General features: G+C 69.7%; 17 protein-coding genes, 1 tRNA gene and 1 pseudogene. 9 read left to right on the top strand and 10 right to left on the bottom strand.

Features of this window, described 5'->3' with window-relative positions:
- Positions 1-18: 18 nt before the first annotated feature.
- The 7 genes from FCH28_RS20045 to FCH28_RS20015 all read right to left on the bottom strand — a co-directional run bounded on the left by FCH28_RS20045 (position 19) and on the right by FCH28_RS20015 (position 7,291).
- Positions 19-1,761 carry an acyl-CoA dehydrogenase family protein gene (locus FCH28_RS20045; RefSeq protein ID WP_136741418.1) on the bottom strand — a complete coding sequence of 581 codons (1,743 nt, stop codon included), beginning with the start codon at positions 1,759-1,761 and terminating at the stop codon, positions 19-21.
- Between the two features lie 11 nt (positions 1,762-1,772).
- Positions 1,773-2,738 (bottom strand): aromatase/cyclase, encoded by a 966-nt coding sequence (locus FCH28_RS20040; RefSeq protein ID WP_136741417.1) that lies wholly within the window; start codon positions 2,736-2,738, stop codon positions 1,773-1,775.
- Between the two features lie 135 nt (positions 2,739-2,873).
- Positions 2,874-3,137, bottom strand: a complete 264-nt coding sequence (locus FCH28_RS20035; protein WP_136741416.1) for an acyl carrier protein — start codon at positions 3,135-3,137, stop codon at positions 2,874-2,876.
- 80 nt (positions 3,138-3,217) lie between these two features.
- Entirely contained in the window at positions 3,218-4,003 is a 786-nt protein-coding gene (locus FCH28_RS20030; RefSeq protein ID WP_136741415.1) for a thioesterase II family protein, read from the bottom strand.
- Positions 4,004-4,099: 96 nt separating this feature from the next.
- A complete protein-coding gene (locus FCH28_RS20025; protein ID WP_136741414.1) occupies positions 4,100-4,921 on the bottom strand; it encodes an AfsR/SARP family transcriptional regulator in 822 nt (273 codons plus the stop codon).
- 249 nt (positions 4,922-5,170) lie between these two features.
- Complete coding sequence (locus tag FCH28_RS20020; protein WP_136741413.1) at positions 5,171-5,983, bottom strand: AfsR/SARP family transcriptional regulator; 813 nt, start codon at positions 5,981-5,983, stop codon at positions 5,171-5,173.
- 102 nt (positions 5,984-6,085) lie between these two features.
- Positions 6,086-7,291, bottom strand: a complete 1,206-nt coding sequence (locus tag FCH28_RS20015; RefSeq protein WP_136741412.1) for an IS701 family transposase — start codon at positions 7,289-7,291, stop codon at positions 6,086-6,088.
- Between the two features lie 415 nt (positions 7,292-7,706).
- Here FCH28_RS20015 and FCH28_RS20010 point away from each other — a divergent pair, with 415 nt between their 5' ends.
- Positions 7,707-8,324: a TetR/AcrR family transcriptional regulator gene (locus FCH28_RS20010; RefSeq protein ID WP_187363877.1), complete on the top strand. Its 618-nt coding sequence runs from the start codon at positions 7,707-7,709 to the stop codon at positions 8,322-8,324.
- A 17-nt stretch (positions 8,325-8,341) separates the two neighbouring features.
- On the opposite strand, the gene FCH28_RS20005 is transcribed toward FCH28_RS20010, so the two are convergent.
- Positions 8,342-9,331 carry an NAD-dependent epimerase/dehydratase family protein gene (locus tag FCH28_RS20005; protein ID WP_136741411.1) on the bottom strand — a complete coding sequence of 330 codons (990 nt, stop codon included), beginning with the start codon at positions 9,329-9,331 and terminating at the stop codon, positions 8,342-8,344.
- Positions 9,328-9,927, bottom strand: coding sequence for a ScbR family autoregulator-binding transcription factor (locus FCH28_RS20000; RefSeq protein WP_425471967.1), 600 nt, complete (start codon positions 9,925-9,927; stop codon positions 9,328-9,330). Before FCH28_RS20000 ends, FCH28_RS20005 begins: the two co-directional genes overlap by 4 nt.
- 141 nt (positions 9,928-10,068) lie before the next feature.
- On the opposite strand from FCH28_RS20000, the gene FCH28_RS19995 reads away from it, so the two are divergent.
- On the top strand, positions 10,069-11,013 hold the full coding sequence (locus tag FCH28_RS19995; RefSeq protein WP_187363876.1) for a ScbA/BarX family gamma-butyrolactone biosynthesis protein: 945 nt from the start codon (positions 10,069-10,071) through the stop codon (positions 11,011-11,013).
- 170 nt (positions 11,014-11,183) lie between these two features.
- On the opposite strand, the gene FCH28_RS19990 is transcribed toward FCH28_RS19995, so the two are convergent.
- Positions 11,184-11,933, bottom strand: a complete 750-nt coding sequence (locus FCH28_RS19990; protein ID WP_136741409.1) for a class I SAM-dependent methyltransferase — start codon at positions 11,931-11,933, stop codon at positions 11,184-11,186.
- A gap of 593 nt (positions 11,934-12,526) precedes the next feature.
- On the opposite strand from FCH28_RS19990, the gene FCH28_RS19985 reads away from it, so the two are divergent.
- The 7 genes and pseudogenes from FCH28_RS19985 to FCH28_RS19965 all read left to right on the top strand — a co-directional run bounded on the left by FCH28_RS19985 (position 12,527) and on the right by FCH28_RS19965 (position 21,273).
- Positions 12,527-12,599 (top strand) — tRNA-Arg (locus tag FCH28_RS19985).
- 403 nt (positions 12,600-13,002) lie between these two features.
- The gene (locus tag FCH28_RS38545; protein ID WP_187363875.1) at positions 13,003-13,170 is read left to right on the top strand and encodes a hypothetical protein; all 168 of its coding nucleotides are present in this window, start codon (positions 13,003-13,005) and stop codon (positions 13,168-13,170) included.
- 334 nt (positions 13,171-13,504) lie between these two features.
- A complete protein-coding gene (locus FCH28_RS38540; RefSeq protein WP_187363874.1) occupies positions 13,505-13,756 on the top strand; it encodes a hypothetical protein in 252 nt (83 codons plus the stop codon).
- Between the two features lie 36 nt (positions 13,757-13,792).
- Positions 13,793-14,071, top strand: coding sequence for a hypothetical protein (locus FCH28_RS38535; RefSeq protein WP_246103029.1), 279 nt, complete (start codon positions 13,793-13,795; stop codon positions 14,069-14,071).
- A gap of 545 nt (positions 14,072-14,616) precedes the next feature.
- Positions 14,617-14,910: pseudogene (locus FCH28_RS19975) on the top strand (hypothetical protein).
- Between the two features lie 49 nt (positions 14,911-14,959).
- A complete protein-coding gene (locus FCH28_RS19970) occupies positions 14,960-18,478 on the top strand; it encodes a helicase-related protein (protein ID WP_136741408.1) in 3,519 nt (1,172 codons plus the stop codon).
- Entirely contained in the window at positions 18,475-21,273 is a 2,799-nt protein-coding gene (locus FCH28_RS19965) for a DUF1156 domain-containing protein (RefSeq protein ID WP_136741407.1), read from the top strand. The genes FCH28_RS19970 and FCH28_RS19965 overlap by 4 nt, the downstream gene beginning before the upstream one ends.
- Positions 21,274-21,332: the final 59 nt, after the last annotated feature.

Below are 21,332 nucleotides of genomic sequence, written 5' to 3'. Positions count from 1 at the left end.
GGGCCCCCTCCTGCCGCGTCACCGGGCGAGTTCGATGCCGTCGAGGTCGAGGCCACGTCCTGTGCGGTGCCGCCGCAGCAGTTCGTCGACGACGCCTGCGACGCAGTCCGCCGGCACGTCCGGCACCGCGATTCCCAGCCGTCGGCCGAGCCGGGACAGGGCCAGCACGGCCCAGCCGGGGTCGGCGAGGAACGGGGCATCCCCTTCTTGTTCTTGCCCTTCCCAGACGCCGAGGACGGCGGCCGCCGTGACCACCAGCCCGTAGCGGTCGCTCAGCGCACTGGCCGCCGGTCCCGACAGGGCGGCGCCGAAGCGTCCGGGCAGCGCGGCGCACTGCTCGCGCAGCAGGCGCAGTTCGCCGAGGAAGGCGTCGGCGAGCCGCCCGAGCAGGGCGATCGGGCCGCCGGCGGACCGGGCGCGGGCGAGCCGCTCGGCGGAGCCGGCCAGGGACGCGGCCAGGAAGTCGCCGCCCTCCGCGAACGTCAGCAAGCTGTGGTCCAGCGGGGGCAGTTCGGCCAGGGCGCGGAACAGTCCGGGCGGCGGTTCGGCCTCGGCGAACCAGGAGCGGGTCGCCAGGGCGCGCAGCTGCGGGACGATCACCGCCTGGCAGGCGGCGGCGCCGGCGGGCCCGAGACCCGCGGCCGGCAGGTCGCGCACCAGCTTGGCGAGCGTGCCGTGGGAGAGGTCGCCGGCCCGACCGCCGGGTGCGCCGAGGAGGGTGGAGAGCTCCTCCAGTGCGTCCGCCAGCAGGGTCGGTACCACGTACGTGGCGGCCACGGCCGGGACATGGGCGCGGTCGGGCAGCAGGCTCGTCGCCCGCAGGCACACCGTCGCCATGGCGTCGCAGGCGAGCAGGTCGGTGAAGACCCCGGCGAGCGGCCGGTGCCAGCGACGGGCCGGTGGCCCGGTGCGTCCTTCGGTGGCGGCGCGCACGGCGGCCCGCAGCACCGGGTCGACGGCCGCGAGCACCGCACCGGCGACGAGGCACCGGTTGACCTGGTTGGTGCGCAGGGCCAGCGTGGCGCCCTCGCCGGGGCGGCCCACGAGCGCGTCGTCCGGCACCGGGCAGTCGGCGAACCGCAGCCCGGAGAAGACCGCGCCGCGCATCCCCGTGGTCGCGACCCGGGGCAGCCGGTGCGCCCGTTCGTCCGGGAGCCGGGCGGGGTCGAGGAGCAGCACGGAGTGGTCGCGGGGGCCGGGGGCGGCGGTGCGCGCGTGGACGACATAGGCGTCCGCCCGCCCCGCATCGATGATCACGTCCTTGCGGCCGCTGAGCGACAGGCCCCCACCGGCCGGCCGCCGCACGGTGAACCCGTCGCGCAGGACTCCGCCGCCCGTGGTGAGCCCGGGGTGTACGACGGTGGCGCGGCCGCCGCGCAGCAGCAGCCCGGCGGTGGCGCGCCGCTGTGCGTCGCTGCCGGCGGTCCACACCGCGGAGGCGGCGAACAGCGAGGTGACGCCGCACCCGAAGCCGAGGGCCACATCGCGCCGGAAGACCGGCCGCAGCACCCGCATCAGCAGGTCGGCGCGGGTCAGCGCGCCACCGTACCGGGCGGGGACGAACTCGGCCGCCAGCCCCGCCTCGGCGAGCAGCAGCTCGGTGTCCCGTGGCGGGCGGCGGTCCCGGTCGGCGGCGGCGAACGCCGCGAAACCGTGCGGGTTGACCGGGTCGTACGGGTCACCGAGCAGCGCGTCGAGGCGCGTGGCGCGGCGTCGTGCGGTGGTGCACTCGTCCGCGCCGGTGTCCGCGGTGAGGGTCATGGCGGCTCCGGTCAGCCCCGCAGCGGCAGGCGGACGGCGCTCTCCGCATGCCGCTTGGCCAGGCCCAGGATGGTGGTGCTCGCACGGCCGAGCGTGTGGCGCACATACCGGCGGGCGGCGGCGAGACCGGCGCCCTCGCCCAGCACCGGTGCGATGTCCTGCTCGCGGAGCACGACATGGTGCTGCGCGATGACCGTCACACCCGTCTCGTCGGGCTCGACCGACCATTCCCCGGCGTGCGCGGCGATCAGCGCGGGGGGCTCGGTCAGCTTGTGCACGATCCGGCCCCCGTGCGGGAAGCACACCCGCACGGACCTGATGGTGTGCTCGCGGCCGTCGGCCATGACCGTGTCGGCGCTCAGCATCTGGATGCCGGACACGTCCTCCACGAGGTCGACGCGCTTCAGGTGCGGCAGGACTTCGGGCCAGTCCCCTGCCCGGTACAGGAAGTCGTAGACGAGTTCGGCGGGTCCGTTCACGCGCACCGCGTCCTCGAAGGTGAGAACGAGGTCGTCGAGGACGGTCCAGCGTTCGGCCAACTCCTTGAGGTTCGCCAGCTGGGCGCGGGTGTTGGCGTCCCGGGCGCGCTCCACCCAGGCGACGTCCTCGGCCCGGTCGCCGGCCACCGAGAACGCGTGCAGCAGGGTCAACCGCGCGGAGCCGTCCGGGAGTTGCTCGACGCTCCAGGTGCCGGACATGCTCTCCACGGGCGGCGCGGACATCTCCTGGCGGAAGTCGATCCGACGGGCGCAGGGGTCGAGTCTGCGCCGGGTGACCCACGACGTGACCCGGCCGTTGGCGAGCGTCCACACCCGCAGGCGCTGCTCGGAGCCCTCCAGATCCAGCGGCTCCACATGCACGTTCGGGGCGAGGAAAAGCGGCCAGCGCACCGCGTCCGCGATGAGTCCGTAGACGACTCCGGCGGGCGCGGCCACGTCGATCTGATGCGATGTGCGGTGCAGGGCCGTTACGGGCATCGGCGGTTCACCCCTCTTCTCTGACACGTGCGACGACCCGGAAAGGCCCCGCACGTGGTCCGGTGGAACGACACGCGGGGGCGGGCCCGACGGACCCGCCCCCGATGACGCGGGCATCCCTGCGGATGCCGGAGATCAGGCTGCCGTGCGGGCGGAGAGCACCCGGTTGACGACCTCGAGGTACTGGCGCGGGGTCTCCGCCTCGTCCAGCGCCTCCTCGTCGAGCGGGACGCCGGAATCACGCTCGACGGTCCCGGTGACCTGGAGCAGCGCCAGGGAGTCGTAGCCGAGTTCGGCGAACGGGACGTCCAGCACGTCACCGTCCAGGTCATGGGTGTCGCTGTCGCCCGCGCTGCTGCGCAGCAGGGTGACCAGGGTGGTGATGTCGATCTGTTGCATGTGATGCCTCTCTTTTCGTGCTCGGCATGTTCGGGCGGTGGATCGGTCCGGTGAGGTCGCGTCGCCCGTGTCGACGCGGCTCACCGCCGTGCTCCTGGGATCAGGGCCGGTTCGCGGGTTTCCTGGCCGCTCCCCGACCGCTGTACGACACGGCAGGCGCGGCCCAGCAGGCGGGGCAGTGCGGTGCCCCGTACGAAGAAGTGGTCGCCGGGCACGGTGCGGGTCACCACCGGTCCGGCGCTCCACCGGCGCCAGCCGGCGACCGTCGCGCGCGGCGCCAGCGGGTCGCGGTCCCCGGAGACCGCGAGCAGCGGTACCGGCAGCGGCCCGTGCGCGGCCGCGGCTCCGCGGGCGGCGGCGCGCAGTGCGTGTGCCAGCCGCAGGTCGTCGCGGAGCACGGGCAGCACGGCCCGGCGCCAGTACCCGTCGGGCACCGTCCCCTCGGGCGAGGCCCCCAGGGTGCGGAGCAGGTCCATCAGCTCCTCGTCGAAGCTCTCGCAGGCATCGGAGAGCTCACTGGCCTCGTCGGGTGGCGGGCAGGCACCGACGGCGACGAGCGCGGGCAGCGGCCGTCCCGTTTCCTGCATGGCCCGCACGAGGGTGTGGACCACCAGGGCGCCGAGGCTGTGCCCGTACATGACGAACGGCCGCCCGTCCTCGGCACGGACGCGCTCCAGCAGATCCGCGACCAGCGCTTCGCGGTCCGTCAGACGCGGTTCGCGGCGCCGGCCCTCACGGCCCGGCAGAAGCACCGGCACCGGCTCGACACCCGGCCCTGTGCTGTGCGCCCAGCGGCGGAACGCGGAGACTCCCGCCCCCGCGTGCGCGAAGCAGTACAGCCGTACGGGTGGTGCTGTGTCCGCCATCTCCGCCCTCCTCGGCCCCCTGTCGTTGCGCGGGCCTCATCAGGCTCGCCGACGGCCCTAGAGGCGGGCTCGAAGCGATCACGACAGCGGGACGGATCAGGCGGCGTAGAGGTCGAAGGTCGAGCTGCGCCGGGGGCTCGCGGCCACGTCGAGCGCGGGATCCACGGTGAGCAGCGCCTGATGCAGTCGCTGCAACTGTGGCGACGGTTCGACCCCCAGCTCCTCGATCAGCCGCATGCGCAGCTTGCGGTAGACGTCGAGGGCCGCGGCCTGCCGGCCCGACCGGTAGAGCGCCACCATGGCCTGGGAATGCAGACCTTCGTGCTGCGGGTGCCGTGCGATCAGGTCCATGAGTTCCACGATCAGTTCGGCATGCCGCCCCAGGCGCAGATCGGCGTCGATGCGCCGCTCCACGGTGACCAGCCTGCTCTCCTCCAGACGCAGCACCTCGATGGCCAGAACGGGGCCCACGCGTACGTCGACCAGCGCGGTGCCCTGCCAGAGGTCCAGGGCCTGGCGCAGGGTGTCGGCGGCACGTCCGTCCTCGCCGGCCTCGAAGGCCGCCTGGCCCGCCGCCACCAGCCGCTCGTACTGGTGCACATCGGTGCTCTCCGGCGGTATCTGCAGCACATATCCGCCGTGCCGGGTGGCGAGTACGTCCTTGGCGGTGCACGGGGAATCGGGCCCCATGGCGGTGCCGAGCCTGCGCCGCAGCTGCAATATGTAGGTCTGCAGCGTGGTGAGCGCGCTGTTCGGGGGATCGGCGTCCCAGATCTCTTCCATCAGTGTCGGAACGGGCATCACACGACCCGGGTAAAGCGCGAGCAGTGACAGGATCTGCCGCGGCTTTCCCGCCGTCGGAACAATGGAGACACCATTGATCTCGGCATTCAATTGACCCAGAGCCTGAATTCTCATGGCTGTTTCCCCCTTTGACTCGTCGAAGTCTTCTCGAATCCTTGCCCGAAGATATGTACGACTTCGGCCACCGTAGCTGCCGGGAAACGGCCACCCCGGGTTCCTTGAGCCCTTGTCGAGCACGTCTCCACCCCGGCTCCGCCCGTCGTCGTCCGCGGGCATATCGGTTGCGTAAGACGCAATGGTCACAAGGGATTTGCAGACGCCGCGGCCGGCCGCGACCCCTCGGAAATGCTCTGGCCCCGCCGGTCAGACGGGCGCGGGCTCGGCGGCTCCGGACGCCTTCTCCGAGCCGGCCAGCAGGATCGCGCGCTGCAACTGGCGCAGCGCCGCGGAGGGTTCGAGCCCCAACTCGCGAACGAGCGTGTCGCGCAGCTTGCGGAAGGCGTCCAGGGCCTCGCTCCGCCGCCCGGACCGCTGCAGGGCGAGCATGAACTGTCCGCACAGGCTCTCGTGGGTGCGGTACCGGTTGACCAGGACGGTGAGTTCCGCGAGCAGCTCCCGGTGCCGTCCCAGCCGTAGGTCTGCCTCTATGCGCTGGTCGAGGGCGCACAGCCGGCTCTCCTCCAGCCGCTTGGCCTCCATCTCCAGTTGGGCGCCGGCCTGCACGTCGGCGAACGGCGCCCTGCTCCACAGGGCGAGGGCCTCGCGCAGCAGCCGCGCCGCGCCCGGGTGGTCGCCCGCGTCCATGGCCCGGTAGCCGAGGCCGGCGAGCCGCTCGAACTCCCGCACGTCACTGGTGCCGCCCCTGGTGTTCAGGCGGTAGCCGCCCGGGCAGGTCATCAGGATGTCCTTGGCGGATACGGGCTCCTCGCCCGGTGCCGGTTCGGGCAGCGCGGCCGTGATGAGCTCGCGGAGCTGGAGGACGTACGTCTGGAGGGTGGTGCGGGCGCTGCGCGGCGGCCGGTCGGCCCAGAGTTCCTCCATCAGTGCGGAGACGGGCACGACCTGGTCGGCGTGCAGCGCCAGCAGGGCGAGTACCTGTCGTGACTTCGGTGCGGTGGGCGTGATGGAGACTCCGTTCTCCTTCACGGCCAGGGTGCCCAGTACTTCGATGTCCACGCCTTTTCCCCCTGTCGTTACGTCAGCACGTCGAACCTCGCCACCGGGGCGGGGTTGTTGATCAGAACGATGGAAAGACTGGTCGCCGGCGGGCATGCCTGGTCAGGCAGCGGCGAGGAGACGTTCTCCGGCCGCCGCGGCACGCGAACCGAACCGGCTGTACGCGTAGGCCGCGGACACCAGCGTCATGTAGTGGTGCCAGCCCGGGTAGGAGCGGCCCTCGAAGTCGAGCAGTCCGAAGCCGTCCGTCATCTCGCGCACCGCGTCCCCCGCGCGTGGCAGCAACCGGACCAGTGCGAGCACCGACTCCATCCGCGTGTGCGTGAGGCTGGTCAGCCAGATCCGGGCCGGGCGGCCCCCGCCGTCGGGCAGGGCCGCGAAGAGCCGGTAGGTGCGGTGCGTCCGGGCGTCGGCGGGGCCCTGCTCGGGCAGGCGCACGACGCTGGACATCACCGTCGTGGGACGGCAGCGGCCGTCCTGAGGGGCCACCGTCTCCCGGTGGATCAGCGCGTCCTCGTCGCTCTCGAAGTGGCTGCGGGCGGTGCGGACCGGACCGTTGGCGTCGCCGCACCGGGGCAGCTGCACCAGCAGGTCCCGGCCGGCCATGACCTGGAGGTCGTCGGGGACGGATATCACGAAGTCGCGCTCGCGCCGGACGAGTCCGTACACCAGGGTGCCGGCGCCGGTCTCGGTGACCGGGTCGAGGTCACAGACGACCGGCGGCGGTGCCGTCCGGGTGGTGTCGGCGAGGAAGTCGACCAGGTCGAGGGCGTGCTGCTGCACAGTGCGGGTGCGCAGCTCGGTGGGGATGCGGGCGCGCTGCCGGCGCTCCGGGTCCTTGCTCCACGAACCGGGCAGCAGCAGGCGCCAGTCGACCGGCACGGCCGCCCTGCGCGAGGCGAGGAAGACACCGACCCCCAGCTGGCAGGTGACCGACCGCCCCGTGGAGGGAAGGAATCGGCGGTGCACTCCGCACGAGTGCTCTCCCCGCTTGCGCAGCACCGCCTGGTCGATCACCCATGCCAGCGGGGTCTCCTGCTGTGCGCCCCATCTGCTCAGCTCCGCGCGGACCGGATTCCAGTCCCAGGGGCTGGCGTTGACCAACTGGTGCAGTGACTGGGATGCGGCGGGCGAGTCCGAGACCGCCTCGGCGAGCCGGCGGACCGACTTCTTGCCCGGGGTGGTGAGCAGGCCCTGCACATACGCCTGGGCCCAGCGTCGCTGATCGGCTCGCGGCAGACACTCGAAGATCCTCTCCGCGAAGACCGGCACCGAGGTGCTCGAGTGTGTCAAAGCCTGTCTACCCATGGCGCGTTCCCCCCTGGTCGGCTTGTTGCAGCTGCCCAATACAATAACGAACGCCCTGTTTTTTTGTGACTGACGGGAGTTGTCGCATGCACTTCGCCAAGTCGGTTTTCGCCGCCCGCCGCCACCGGGACTCAGCACCGCCCCGGCGCGATCGGGCACTGACGCAAGGTGACCGGCGCGGCACCACGGGCGGAGGCAGCGGGCGCCTCACCGCCCGTGCGGAGACTCCCGGACACCTTGAGCAACTCCGGCTCGCCGAGGGCGGGAAGAGGCCCACAATCAGGGCTCCTTACGTGATCATCAACCCACTGCGGGACGGTCGGGCCGTGCGCCCACGATCGGCCGCCGGGCCCCTCGTGCGCCCGGCGGCCGAGAGCCCCATTCAGGAGACAGCGTGGTGAAACAGGAAAGGGCCTTGCGCACGCGCGAAGCCCTGGTCAAAGCGGCGGCCCTGGAATTCGACCGGGCCGGCTACGACGGCACGTCACTGGCCCGCATCAGCGCGGCGGCCGGCATGTCCATCGGGGCTGTCACCTTCCACTTCCCCTCCAAGCGCGAACTGGCCGACGCGGTACGGGAGCAGGGCAGATCGGTCACACTGGCCGCGCTGGAGAACCTGGCCACAGACCCCCTGCCCGCGCTGGGCAGGGTCGTCGACCTCACCCTCGAACTGGCCCGGCTGATGGAGCAGGAGCCGTCGGTCCGCTCCACCATCCGCCTGGGCCGCGACCACCCCGGTATGGGTTCCTGGTCGGACGTATGGCTGCCGACCGTGCGCAAACTCCTCGACCGTGCGCAGGAAAACGGCCAACTTCGCGAGGACGCCCCGCTCTCCGACGTCATCACCCTCGTCGAGTATCTGACCAGCGGCTCCGAGGCCTACCTGCGCAGCCGGATCGGCTCTGAGGTGGCGTTCGAGAGCGCGGTCGCCCAGCTCAACCGGGTCTGGCGGCTGGCGCTCGCGGGAGTGTCCGCCGACGGTCCGGCCGGCAGACGCAAGGCACCCTGCCCCCTTGAACCCGAAGGGAGCTGACGGAGCGTCGGTTTCTGTCAGCCCGCCGTCCGGGCGGCGAGCGCGGAGCGGTACCACGGGGCGGCGTCGGCCAGCCGCACCAGCGGTCCCGGCCCCGGCGAACAGTCCGCGACGCACCAGACCTCGTGACTCTCGTACCAGTGATCACGTGCGAGAAGCGCGAATTGACGTTCGCTCGCCGTCGTGTGCGCCGCGCGCAGCAGTCTGACGCACTCGTCCCAGGGCAGCGCACTCGGCGGCGGCGGCAGGACCCGGTGACGGGCGAGCGTGCGCAGCAGCTCACCGGTGCTCACCGGGTCGGGGTGGCTCGCGTGCCAGACCCCCGGCCCGCCGTAGGGTGCGGCGACGAGCCCGAGACGCACGACGAGCCGGGCGAGGTCGTCCACCGCGACGACGGACAGCCGCCCCCGCCCGCCGTCCCACAACGCCGGTACCACGTCAAGGAGTTCGGCCAGCAGCGGTACGACCCAGCGGTCCCCCCGCCCCAGCACCAGCCCCGGGCGCAGGACGGCCGCCCCGGCCGCCAGGGCGTGCTCCTCGCCGGCGAGCCGGGTGCGGCTCGCGGCGGAGACCGGAGCCGGCACGACCTCGTTCACCGCGATCCCCCAGTGCGGGCCAGGACCGTAGACCGCCGCCGTCGACAGATGCACGATCCGGCCGACGCCCGAGCGGACGGCCTCGTCCATCAGGGCCGCGGTCCCCCGGACGTTGACCGCCTCGCACTGCGCCTCGTCGGAACCGACCAGCGCGGCCATGTGCAGCAGCACATCCGCGTCCGCACAGACCCCGCGTACGGTGTCCGGCCGAGCCAGGTCCGCGGACACCCACTCGTCCGCCCGAGCCGCGACGTCCTCCGGCGCGCGCCGCCCCACCACACGGACCTGGACACGCGGACGTCCACCGCCCGGCCTTTCCCCCAACCCGTCCCGATACCGGGCGAGTTCATCGAACACCGCCGATCCGATGAACCCGGTGGCGCCGGTCAGCACCACACGTATGGGCCTCACGCGGCCAGCCCGCGCGCGTTCGCGGGCATCCGCAGCCGCGCCCTGGCCTGCGGGGTGGCGATGCCCGGGAGCAGATAGCGCCACAGAGCGGCGAGCCGATCCGGCAGGTCCTCCCGCCCGCTCGACACATTGGAGAAGATCTGCGTGCCGCTGTAGGCACCCACCAGCACATTGGCGAACTCGCGCTCACTGACCTCGGGCAGCAGCTCGCCCTGTTCGCGCGCCACGCACAGGTGCGCGTGGAACTGCTCCACCCACTCCTGGTAGGCCGTGTCGTCCCGCATCCCGAACTCGCCCTGCTCGACGGCGAGTCGGACGCTCGCGCGGAACAGCACGTTGTTCTTCAGCTCGTGGGCGAGGAAGAAGTTGAGATCGATCAGCCGCTGGAGACCGGCGGTCCCGCCGGGAAAGTGCACGAACTCCTGCTGGTGCGCCAGAACCGCCTGGGCCAGGCCCTTCTTCGACTTGAAGTGGAAGTACATGCCGCCCTGCGTCACATTGGCGCGCGCCATGATCTTGCTGATGCTGGCCCCGCTGTAGCCGCATTCGTCGAAGATCTCCGCGGCCGCGTGCAGGATCACTTCCCGCGTCTTCACCGCCCGTTCCTGCTTCGGCTCTCCCACCAGGCCGCCTCGATCCCTCTCGACAAAAAAAACGAACACCTTGTATTTTACCGATCGACGCCTTCGACCGGTAGGCCGGGGGCTCCACATACGCACGCCTCAGGGGGATAAGGCATGCTCGTCACCACCGAACGCCCTGAAGTTGTACGACCGACCCTGACCAGGACGGTCGCCAAGGAATATGTGCATCGGGCGGCTCTGTCGGAAGTGTTTCTGACCGACTGGAGCAAAACGGGATCCCACTCCTTCACCGTCACCGCCCAATGGCCGCGCAGCCACAGCTTCTACGGCTCCGAGCACGGAGTTCACGATCCGCTGATGCTGTGCGAGACAGTTCGCCAGACGTTCCCGCTGCTCACCCACGTCGCGTACGACGTTCCCTTCGGCCACCAGCTCAGCTGGTCCCACTTCCACTACACGGTCGACCCCGAGGTACTGCGCACAGAGCGCACCCCGGCCGAGATCGAACTGCATGTGACGTGCTCGGACATCCGGTTCTACCGGTCCCTGCCCACCCTGATGACCATGCACATCGAGGCGGTACGCGACGGCTTGCCGCTCGCCACGGTCAGCACCCGCTTCGGATGCCACTCACCCGCCGTCTACCGGCGCCTGCGCGCGGGCCGGGCCGACATCGAGGAGGCGTTCACCAGCGCGCCGCAGCCACCGGATCCCGTCGCACGAAGAGCCGTCGGCCGCCACCGGGATCAGGACGTCGTTCTGACACCCACTCAGGAACCCCACCGCTGGCAACTGCGCGCCGACACCGCACACCCCGTGCTCTTCGACCATCCCGTGGACCACGTCCCGGGCATGGTGCTCCTGGAATCCGTACGACAGGCGGGCCTCGCCCTCCAGCCGACGTGGGGTCCCCTCATCCCCACGTCGATGGACATCTCCTTCAACCGCTATGTCGAGTTCGACTCCCCGTGCTGGATAGAGGCCGAGGCAATCACCGACAGCGCCCCGTCCTCCGCCCCCCACCAGCCGATCCGAGTCAACGCCCACCAGGACAACGGCGTGGCCTTCACGGCCATCACGCACATGACCGCACTCTGAACGTCCTACCTCTGAACGCCCAACCTCTGAACGTCGAACTCGCCCCGCCCGTCGAGCCTCCAACTCGGCGGGCGCAGGCCCGTTCCGGACGCATCGTCCCGGCGACGACCCACCCAACCGCCCGACCCGCCTCCCTATCGCCCCCCGTATCCCTATCCGTATCTCTATCCCTACGGCTGGTCCCGTCGGAACAGAGCCGTCCAGAGGAAGGGCTCACCAAAGCGGGGTGACTCCGGCAGTTCGTGGCGCATGCGGCGCAGCTCGATCTCGGTGAGGTCGGAGAAGATCCAGCGCAGGGACTCCGGCGCGTAGGCGAGGCCGCCGTGGAAGAGGCCGCCTCGGAGGCCGGTCCGGCGGTAGAAGTCGGTATCGCTGAGCTCGGACCCCATCCCCCCGGCCGCGAAACAGGTCAGTGCGAGATGGCCGCCGGGGGCGAGGACGCGGTCGAGGAAGCCGAGGTAGCTGATGCGGCGGTGCGGCGGCATGTGGTGGAAGCAGCTGGAGTCGTAGATCAGGTCGTAGGGGCCATCGAGTTCGCTCCCGGCCGGCGCCAAGGCGTCCCCGCAGTGGAAGCGGACCTTGGCCCCCGCCTCGCGGGCGCGGTCCTCGGCCCAGGCGATGGCCGCCGCAGAGATGTCGACCGCGTCCACCTCGAATCCCTGCGAGGCGAGGTACACGGCATTGCGCCCCAGTCCGCACCCCAGATCGAGGGCGCGCCCCGTGGTGATCAGTCCGCGCTCGACGTACGAAACCAGGTTCTCGTCCGGCTTCGGCACGAAGAACGGCACCGCCCTGGAGCGGTCCGCGTACACATCGTCCCACCAGGCGGCGGCGTCGGCCGTCGAGCCATCGGCCTCCGGCGCGAACAGGCCGTCCAGGAGCCTGAGTACGTCGTCCACCTTGCGTATGTCCCGGTCCATCCGAGCCCTTCCCCCCATTCGGCGACTTTCCAGGAATCATTCAGCCACAAGAAAACGGGAACTCCCACCCTGGTCCAGCCCACTTCGACCCCGCCTCAAGCGGAATTCCGATTACGGTTCCATTTCCCGGGAATTCCGTCCCGCCCCCCCACACACATACACACATACTCACGGCGAAGCGCGCGACCCGCGACACCCGGCCGCCCCCGACCCGTCCAGCACGGACCCCTGCCACGCCATCCACACCAAGGCCGAAAAACGCCACCCCACCACCACCGCACATCAGAAAAAACCCCGCCCGCAAACAGCATCCGGCACACGAACAAAAGAATTCCGCCAGGCCGCCGAGGCGAAATCCCTCCCGTCCCGCCCCCCCACCACCACCAGGGCCGCCCCCCGGCCCACGACGACCAGCCGCCCCGCCACTCCACCCGGCCCAGCCGCGCCTGGAGGGATCACCACCCTCCGAGGGAGGCCACCCGCTACACTGTCCCGGGTGCGAGACCGCGGTCCCGCATCCTGGATGCACGGGAATCAGCCCTGATGCCATCTGGCACCGCCCAGATAATTTCAGACACTCCCGACAGATCCCCGCCTCCGTAGCTCAGGGGATAGAGCACCGCTCTCCTAAAGCGGGTGTCGCAGGTTCGAATCCTGCCGGGGGCACTGACTGCACCGCAGGTCAGAGCATGAATATGGCCCCTCGTTTGTTCGAACGGGGGGCCATTTTCGCCATCGAACCCTGCACCGAGTCCACATCCCCACACGATCATGAAGCCGGACCACCAGCTCCAAAATCGAACAAGCCACGGACTTGGCGACAGGACGCCATCCTGATCCGCGGGCGCCGACGGGTCGGCAAATCCCGCCTAGTGGAAGAGTTCCTGGAACAGGCAGAGATCCCGCACGTCTTCTTCACCGCCATCGGCGGCTCCCGCGACGAGGACCTGGCGGGCTTCGCCGCCGAACTGGCCACCTCCGCCCTGCCCGACGCCGACCGCTTTTCTCGCAGAGCTGGGACGCGGCGCTGCACCTGCTCGCCACAGCCCCCACCGATACCCCCAGCGCCGTGGTACTGGACGAGATGCCCTACCTCGTACGTGAGGACCCCAGCTTTGAGGGAGCCCTGCAAAAGGCCTTCGACCGGACCCTGACCAAGCTGCCGGTCCTGCTGATTCTCATCGGCTCGGACGTCGCCATGATGGAACAGCCCAATACCTACGGACGCCCCTTCTAACAGCGCGGCACCGAGATGGTGGTTCCTCCGCTCAACCCTCGCGACGTCGCGACCATGCTCGACCTCACCGCGGCTGACGCCTTCGACGCCCACCCTCATCACCGGCGGTCTCCCCCTGGTCCTGGAGGAATGGCCCCACGGCGCCGGACCATGGGACTACCTCGAACAAGCCCTCGCCCGCCCCACATCCGCGCTGCTCGTCAGCGGCGAACACACCCTGGCCACCGAGTTCCCCACCGAAGCACAAGCCCGCACCGTCCTCGGGGCCATCGGCCACGGCGAACGCACTTTCACTCTCATCGGTCGGGCCGCCGGCGGCCTCCACCCGGGCTCGGTGAAGCGCTCCCTGGAACTACTCACCACGCGCCGCATGGTCGCTGCGGAGCTTCCCCTGTCTACCAAACCAAGCCGCGAGACCCGATACCGCATCGACGACCCCTACCTACGCTTCTGGCTCTCCTTCATCGGCCCCGGCATCCCCGCCGTCGAACGCGGCCGCGGCGATCGCGTTCTCGACACCATCCGCATGAGCTGGACCTCCTGGCGCGGGCGCGCCATCGAGCCCGTCATCCGGGAAGCCCTATGACGCCTGAGCGACGACCGACTCCCCGAGAACACCCAAGTGATCGGCGGCTACTGGACCCGCACCAACGATCCGGAGATCGACCTCATCGGGGCCGACCGCGCCCCCGTCGCTAAGAAGATCACCTTCGTGGGATCCATCAAGTGGCTGGAGAACAAGCCCTTCGACCACCGCGGCCGCTCCCGCCTCATCACCCACCGCTCACAACTTCCCGGCGCCGACGACGGCACCCCTCTCCTCGCAGTCGCCCGCAACGGCTGCACAGCAACAGGGGTCACCAACCTCACTCCCGAAGAGCTTCTCGCCGCTTGGGGCTGAGTACAGACAGCCAGCTGAGTACATACAGCCAGTGGACACTACGGTCGGGGATTGTCCCGCAATCTTGAGCGGGCCCTAAACTTCGACAGGCAGCACCTACGGCCCTGGCCGAGGCAACGGGGATCACGCACTCCACCACCAGTCGCGCTATCAGCGGCAGGGTGCTGCCCGACCTCGGCACCCTCGCCCGGCTGAGACTCGCTCTCGGTTTCCAGGTCTGGCCGGGGCTCCGCGGCACTGCCCCACCGCCCGAAATCGCTAGGTCCGGCCGACGGCGGCGACACGCTTGTCGCTCGCACGCACGCCTGGACGTACGCGGCTCCGGGGTCGCATCTACGCGCACTTCACTCCGACCTACGGGAACATGGCTGGAGGGGTCTTTTTATGCCGGTTTTCCGTTCTGCGGTGTCAGCACGATGGTGCTGACAAACTCCTGCGGAGGCCAGTGATGGCGGCGCGCGCCGGTGCTCACGGTGGGCACGGTCTTCCCCAGCGGGCGGGCAGCAGGCGCGGCAGGTTATCGACGATGTGCTCGCTGGGGAACGGTGGCCCGCCGCAAGCCGATTCACGAGGGAACGCTCGCCCACGACGGCGAGGGGCTGTCCAAGCGGCTCGGCGATGATGAGACGGTGGTGGCTCTGCTCGCGGAGGTGCGTCCGCTTGGCATGGAGATGGTGAACTGCACGGTCACAAGTACGCCATCGACGCAGCCGTTGGCTCAGGCTGCCCCATGGCAGCAGCGCCATGCGACCTCGGATGTCGACGACATGGCCAAGCTGTGTGGCCACCGGGTCACCCGTCACCCCGTGAGCCCCTCGTTTTCGGTACGGCATCATTGACGCCAAGGAAGGGCCACCTTCGCCAGCGGAACCGAGGGGAAAGCAAAAGATGCCTAAGCGGAGCCGGCTCCGCCTCGGCGATCTGGCGGCAGGGCATGCCGTGTCAGGCATCGTCACCGAAAGTGTCGTCACGGTCGTCGCTGTGCGGATGTTCGGTCCGACGGCTGCGCAGGTAACGTACCGCCGTCCCGACGGCATCGTGGAGGAGCGGATCCTCTACGAGGACGACGTCGACCGGCTGGCCGAGGCGGCACCCATAGCGGCAGGCGGCGGCTTCGACGCGGACCCCGGGCTGTTCCGGCTGGCGGCCGAGGCGCTGCGGATCCGGATGGCGGCGCGCGGTGATGCCATGCTCGCCGTGTCCACCAGCCTCCTCGACCCGCTGCCCCACCAGATCCAGGCCGTCTACAACGAGCTGCTGCCGCGCACCCCACTGCGTTTCCTCCTCGCCGACGACCCCGGCGCCGGTAAGACGATCATGGCCGGGCTCTACATCAAGGAGCTGGCGCTCCGCGGCGACCTGGAGCGCTGCCTGATCGTCACGCCCGGCGGGCTGGTCGAGCAGTGGCAGGACGAGCTGCTGGAGAAGTTCGGACTGGACTTCACCCTGCTCACCCGGCAGCTGACCGACGCCACGATCGACGGGAACGTCTTCGACCGGCATCCGAGGCTCATCGCGCGCATGGATGCCCTGGCCCGTTCCGAGGACCTGCAGCGGCTACTCGGAGAGAGCGGCTGGGATCTAGTCGTCGTCGACGAGGCACACCGGATGAGCGCCAGTTACTTCGGTACGGAGCTGAAGACCACCAAGCGCTACGAGCTGGGCCGCCTCCTCGGCCGGCTCACCCGGCACATGCTGCTGATGACCGCCACCCCGCACGCGGGCAAGGAGGAGGACTTCCAGCTGTTCATGACACTGCTGGACAGTGACCGGTTCAGCGGCCGGTACCGGGCGGGCATCCATCGGCATGACGTCTCCGGGCTGATGCGCCGCATGATCAAGGAGGACCTGCTCACCTTCGACGGCAAGAGGCTCTTCCCCGAGCGCCGCGCCTACACAGTTCCCTACGCCCTCTCGCCCACCGAGCAGGAGCTATACGAGCAGGTCACCGAGTACGTCCGCCAGGAGATGAACCGGGCAGAGCGGCTGGACGGCAGGCGCGGCAACCAGGTCGGTTTCGCGCTCACCGTCCTCCAGCGCCGCCTTGCCTCCAGTCCGGCGGCGATCCACCGTTCCCTGGAGCGCAGGCGGCTGAGGCTCCAGGCCCGTCGCCAGGAGATGCTCTCCGAGCCCCCCTTGCCCCCCGCCGGAGCCCCCGCGCCCGTCCCGTCAGTCCCCGTCGAAGACGAGTTGGACGACCTGACCGGCGGTGAGCTGGAGGAGCTGGAGGAACAGGTCGTCGACGCCGCGACCGCCGCCCGCACAGTGAAGGAGCTGGAGCTGGAGATCGCCGCGCTGTGCGAGCTGGAGCGGCTCGCCGGGCGGGTACTGGCCTCCGGTGACGACCGCAAATGGCGGGAGCTGTCGGGTCTCCTTCAGGACGATCCGCTGCTCCGGGACGAGAAAGGGCTCCCGCGCAAGCTGATCGTCTTCACCGAGCACCGCGACACCCTCGACTACCTGTGCCGCCGTATCCGGAACCTGATCGGCCGCCCGGAGGCGGTCGTGGCCATCCACGGTGGCACCCCGCGCCCGCACCGCAGGGACATCCGGGACGCCTTCAACCAGGACCCCGAGGTCCGAGTCCTCGTTGCCACCGACGCCGCCGGCGAGGGCCTGAACCTCCAGCGTGCGCACCTCATGGTCAACTACGACCTGCCGTGGAACCCCAACCGCATCGAGCAGCGCTTCGGCCGCATCCACCGCATCGGCCAGACCGAGGTCTGCCACCTGTGGAACCTGGTCGCTGCCGACACCCGCGAGGGCCAGGTCTTCCAACGGCTCCTCGACAAGATCGACCAGCAGTCGAAGGCGTACGAGGGCAAGGTCTACAACGTCCTGGGCGAACTCTTCGAGGGCGAACCCCTGCGCGGCCTGCTCCTCCAGGCCATCCGCTACGGCGATCAGCCCAAGGTCAAGAGCCGCCTCGACCAGGTCATTGACGCCCGGGTCGGCGAACGTGCCGTCGAGCTGATCAAGGGATTGGCGCTCGACGCCCACATGATGGGCCTGGAAGACGTCCAAGAGGTCCGGCTGCGGATGGAGGAGGCCCAGGCCAAGCGGCTGCACCCGCACTACGTACGGGCCTTCTTCCGCGACGCCTTCGACCGCCTCGGCGGCCATCTCAAGGCCAGGGAGAACGGCCGGTACGAGATCACCCACATCCCCGCCGTGCTACGCGACACAGGCCGCTTCGGGCACGGCCTCGGCGGAGTCGTGCAGCGCCGCTATGAGCGGGTGTGCTTCGACCGCGACCGCGTGACTCTCCCCGGCGCCGCCCGCGCCGACCTGATCGCCCCCGGGCACCCGCTCTTCGACGCCGTACTGGAGGAGACGGTCCACCGCCACGGCGACCTGCTCACCCGGGGCACGGTCCTCATTGACGCCTCCGATACGGGCCCCCGCCCCCGACTGCTGACGGCGCTGGTCCAGGATGTCGTTGACGGGCACGGCCGCTCGGTCGACCGTTCCTTTGCGTTCGTGGAACTCCACCCAGACGGCGCGGCCCACGACGCCGGCCCCGCGCCCTATCTCGACTATCGCCCGCCCACCCCGCGGGAGGCCGAGGCGGCTACGATCCTGCTCAAGGAGGACTGGCTGCGCGACGGCGGCCCCGCCCGCGCCATGGAATGGGCTGTGCGGGAGGCGGTACCCCAGCACCTCACCCGCACCAGGGACCGCCTCCTGCCCGTCATTGAGCGCACCCGCGCCCAGGTCGAGCAGCGCCTGCGCCAGGAGATCAGCTTCTGGTACGCCCAGGCCGGGAAACTCGAACTTGATCAGGCCGAAGGCAAGAAGGTCCGCCACCGCCCCGAGATCGCCCGCTCCTGGGCCGAAGATCTCGAACAGCGCCGTGAGCAGCGCCTCACAGCGCTCGACAGGGACCAGGCTCTCCAGGCCCGGCCGCCCGTCGTCGCCGGGTGCGCGCTCGTCGTCCCGGTCGGCTGGCTGGTCCGGCACCTCGGCCCCGCCGAGACCCCGGCGGAGAGGGCCGTACTGGACGCCCTGCTCGCAGCCGACGGCTACGAGACCGACCACCGTGCCGTCGCCGCCGTCCTCGGCGCCGAGCGCCGCCTGGGCCGCGTCCCCGAGGAGATGGCCCACAACAATCCCGGCTACGACGTCCGATCGCTTAGTCTTGACGGTCACCTCGTGCACATCGAGGTCAAGGGCCGCCGGGAGGGAGCGGAACACTTCTATGTCAGCCGCAACGAGGTCCTCGTCGCCAAGAACCGGGGCGAACACCACCGTCTTGCCCTGGTCTCCGTCAGCCCGCGTGGCCCGGAACACGACGAGATCCGATACCTCACCGACGCCTTCGCCGACACCGACTTCGGCGATCTGAAGACCGAAGGGCTCCTGCTGTCCTGGCAGGACGCCTGGAACAAGGGAGGAACCCCGCAGTGAGCGGTGCAACCGAAGACACGGCCTCGGCTCCGGAGCGCCGCACCAAGCTCATCGAGGTGTCCCTCCCGTTGGAGGTGATCAACCGGGAGTCCGCGCGGGAGAAATCCATCCGGCACGGGCATCCGTCGACCCTGCACATGTGGTGGGCCCGCCGGCCGTTGACAGCTGCCCGCGCGATGCTCTTTGCCCAGCTCGTCGACGATCCGTCCGCGCGGCCCGACCTGTATCCGCGGGAGGAGGAGCAGAAGGCCGCGCGGCAGGAGCTGTTCGACCTCATCGAGGAGATGGTTCCCTGGGAGGCCGCGCGCGATGAGCGGATCATGCGCAAGGTCCGGGAAAAGATCGCCGAGTCGCATGGCGATGGTCCTCTTCCGCCTGTGCTCGACCCGTTCGCGGGGGGCGGCACGATTCCGCTGGAGGCCAATCGGCTGGGGCTCCAGGCTCATGCGAGTGACTTGAACCCCGTCCCGGTCGTCATCAACAAGGCACTGATCGAGATCCCGCCGAAGTGGGCGGGGCGCAAGCCGGTGTCTCCGACTGCTGAGCTGCGTCACGAGGGGAGCTGGCGGGGGGCGAGCGGGCTCGCGGAGGATGTGCGGCAGTACGGGAAGTGGGTGCGGGAGCAGGCGTACGCGAAGATCGGCTCTCACTATCCAAAGGCCAAGCGGGAAGACGGGAGTGAGGCGCCGGTCATTGCTTGGCTTTGGGCGCGGACCGTGACTTGTTCTGACCCGGCTTGTGGGGTGGAGATGCCGTTGGTGACCACCTGGTGGCTGTCCAAGAAGAAAAACAGGCCGCGATGGATCAAGCCCGTGGTTGAGGGCCGGGATATCCGGTTCGAGATCCACGATGGGCCTGAAGGGCCCCCCGACCCGCCGAAGCAGGGGCGGGGGGCCAAGTTCACGTGCCTGGTCTGCGGGAACCTGACCACCGAGGCGTATATCAAGGCCGAAGGCGTGGCTGGCCGGATGGGGGCGCGATTGCTGGCTACGGTGGCGGAGGGGAAGAAGCAGCGGATCTATCTGCAGGCAACGGAGGAGCACGAGGGGGCAGCGGCCGTTGGCGGAGTGGCGAACGTACTGCAGGAGAGGTTGCCGGTTAATCCTCGGTCGTTCTCGCCACCTCTTTACGGGCTTGAGACTTACGCTTCCCTCTTCACTGACCGGCAGTTGCTTGCTCTGACCACCTTCAGCAACCTGGTCAGCGAGGCCCGCGAAAAGGTCGAGCACGATGCAAGGGACGCGGGCATGAAACAGGCTGAGGCAGCCGAGTATGGGAAGGCGGTCGCGCTGTACCTCGCGTTGGCGTCCAGCAGGACAGCGGACCTGAACAACTCCATCGTCACCTGGTCCAACGGCCGCGACCAAGCTCGGAATCTCTTTTCACGTCAGGCCATCCCCATGGCATGGGACTTCGTGGAGGTCAGCCCCTTTGCTGATGCTGCTGGTGACCTGCAAGTTTCTGTGGCTACTGCCGGGCGAGTGATCGACGCGTTGCCGACAATCAACGCTGGCTGTGTAGCGCAGGCCGACGCCACCACCCGCCCTTACGACAACTACGTCATCAACACCGACCCCCCCTACTACGACAACGTCCCCTACGCCGACCTATCCGACTTCTTCTACGTCTGGCTCCGTCGTTCTCTCGGCGATGTCTACTCCGAGATCATGGGAACGATCTTGACTCCGAAGGAGTCCGAGCTCGTCGCCTCTCCCTACCGCCACAACGGAAGCTCGGAGGCCGCCGAGCGACACTTCGAACGAGGCTTCGTCGAGACCTTCACGCACATGCGTGAGGGACACCACCCGGACTACCCGCTGACCGTGTACTACGCGTTCAAGCAGGCGGAGACAGACGCCGAGGACGGCACGGCCTCGACCGGTTGGGAGACCCTACTCAGCGGGCTCATCGAGGCCGGCTGGTCAGTCACCGGCACGTGGCCGGTCCGTACCGAGAGAGCCGGCCGTTCCCGCGACATCGGCTCCAATGCCCTCGCCTCCTCTGTAGTCTTGGCCTGCCGCCCCCGCCATGCCACCGCCGGCTCCACCGACCGCCGAGGCTTCCTCCGTGCCCTGCGCAATGAACTCCCTGACAAGCTTCGGAAGTTGCAGGAGGGCAACCTCGCCCCCGTCGACCTCCCCCAGTCCGCGATCGGCCCCGGCATCGCGGTGTTCTCCCGGTACTCCAAGGTCACCGAACCCGACGGCTCCCCTATGCGCGTACGTACCGCGCTCGGGCTAATCAACGACGTACTCGCCGACGTACTGAACGAGCAGGAGGGCGAGTTCGACCAGGACACCCGGTGGGCGATCCGCTGGTTCGAGCAGTTCCAGTGGGACAAGGGCGCCTTCGGGGACGCGGAGACGCTCGCGAAGGCGTACAACGTATCCGTGAAGGGACTCCAGGACGCCCACATCACACAGTCCGGTGACAGCAAGGTGTGGCTCGTCGCCCCGGCCGACCTGCCGGAGTCCTACGCCCCGGAAACCGATGCCCGTATCTCCGTGTGGGAGGCGGCCATGCACCTGTCCCGTGTCCTTGAGGGCAAGGGTGCGCAGTCCGGTGTAGGACCAGCCGGTGAGCTGCTCGCCGGGATCCGTCAGCGTGGGGAGTTCGACGAGGATGCCATCCGCGATCTCGCTCACCTCCTCTACAGCATCTGTGACCGGCGCCGTTGGTCGGAGAGCGGGCAGCGGTTCAACAACTTGGCCAGTGCCTGGTCCGACCTCCAGACCGAGGCCCGCGCGGCCGAAAGGCGCGGCCCGCGCAAGCCCCAGCACCAGCCGCTCTTCTGAACGCCGAGCCCTCCCGCAGATACTGACATCCTCATCCCGTACAGGCCCGGAAAGGCAGG

This window comes from Streptomyces piniterrae (genome assembly GCF_005048155.1).
Lineage (GTDB): Bacteria > Actinomycetota > Actinomycetes > Streptomycetales > Streptomycetaceae > Streptomyces > Streptomyces piniterrae.
Note: the sequence above shows the minus strand (reverse complement) of the source record. Positions and strands in the feature narration are given on the sequence as shown.